General features: G+C 28.0%; 1 protein-coding gene. It reads right to left on the bottom strand.

The window, feature by feature from the left end; genetic code table 11:
- Window positions 1–140: 140 nt before the first annotated feature.
- Window positions 141–1,322, bottom strand: a complete 1,182-nt coding sequence (locus ACFQ13_RS05910; protein WP_386115135.1) for a hypothetical protein — start codon at window positions 1,320–1,322, stop codon at window positions 141–143.
- Window positions 1,323–1,441 lie beyond the last annotated feature (119 nt).

Below are 1,441 nucleotides of genomic sequence, written 5' to 3'. Positions count from 1 at the left end.
AACGTGTTTGTGTATGGTTAGTTGCGTGGTTGGGCAACTAATTTAACAAAAATGAACCGAACGAGAGGAAATTCCGCAGGAATTTCCACGTAGACAAATCACAAGCAATTAATTATACACGGTGTTGTGGCACGTTATTTCTATTCATTCATTTGTTTTAATTCGGGCAAATCTTTTGAAATTCCATAATATTTAATGTCATTAATTAAACTGTCTCTTACTTTTTCTAACTGTTCAATTATTTGTTTTGGAACGTTGTATTTGATTCCAAAACTTTTTCTTATTTCGGTATCTGTATGTTTGTCATATTCCTCCCAATCGATTTCTGGTGTGTTAATTAGCTCGATTTGTTCCTTTAAGATTTCTATAAGTTCCTTTGATTCATTTGAGTTAATATCATAAAATTCAAGTTGTCTTAAAATATCTTTTGGAAAAGCATATCGCCAATTATCAATAGAATTTCTTCTAAAATATCTACCATTTTCTTTAAAGTTCCTAATTACAATTTTTTGAAGAATAATTGTATCTAAAGGTACTTTATGGTCTTTTGAAAATGTTGATTTTAAACTAATTACTTGTTCAGTTGAGCTTTGAGTACGCCATTTTTTTAATGTGGCTATTGTATTTTCTTGATATTTAATTCCGTATTCGGACTTGGCTTTATTTAATTGATAGTCAATATAATTGTAATCCGACTGGAATTTTTTATGATAAGCTACATTTAAAATATCTTGATTAATTGATGTTGTGTTTTTTAATGTAAATGTTATTGCAATACAAATTAAGAATGAAAAGAATATCCATTTTGAAGAAAGATAAACTAGTCTTACAATAAACCAATTTTGAGCAAAAACTACTATTGGAATTAGAACAAATAAAAGCCAATATTCTTCGAATAAATTTAATTGATTATCATAACCAGGCATTCCATATAAAACAAAGGGAACAACTGAACCAAATCGAGCAATCATCATTAAAATAAGCCAAAAAGTAAAGAGAATATTCGTCCGTGATAATTGTTTGTAAATTTTGTCTTTTTTCCTTCTATGATTATTATTCGTCATCCAAATTGAAACAGTAATTGAAAGACCTAAAACTGTTGCAAGTGATGCAAAGAAGTAGTTGTAAAATTGTAATTCAGATTTCTCTAAAATAAGTAAATCAGCTGATAAAGTTGTAAAATATCGAAATAATTCCCTAAAGTAATTGAAAGTTAGCGAAATTATAATCGCAGAAAACAGACCTGAAATTATTCCAATCCAAAATCTTTGTTTCCCAATGTTTTGAATTGATATTTTTTCTTTCCTAAATTTTCTTATCATTTACGGATTTCGTTTTAATGTCTAGTCCTGAAATACGGCTACAGGTTAAAATTGGTTTTACGCTGATAATTTGTGTACCATATTAGGTGTTTTATAGTCTAAAGATAAATGTAATCTTA

Origin of the sequence: Winogradskyella rapida (assembly GCF_042675845.1) — a bacterium.
Taxonomy (GTDB): Bacteria; Bacteroidota; Bacteroidia; order Flavobacteriales; family Flavobacteriaceae; genus Winogradskyella; species Winogradskyella rapida.
Note: the sequence above shows the minus strand (reverse complement) of the source record. Positions and strands in the feature narration are given on the sequence as shown.

Bases quoted from the DNA above. Each gene is read 5' to 3' on its own strand.
- ACFQ13_RS05910 (WP_386115135.1), bottom strand. From the start codon at position 1,322: ATGATAAGAAAATTTAGGAAAGAAAAAATATCAATTCAAAACATTGGG.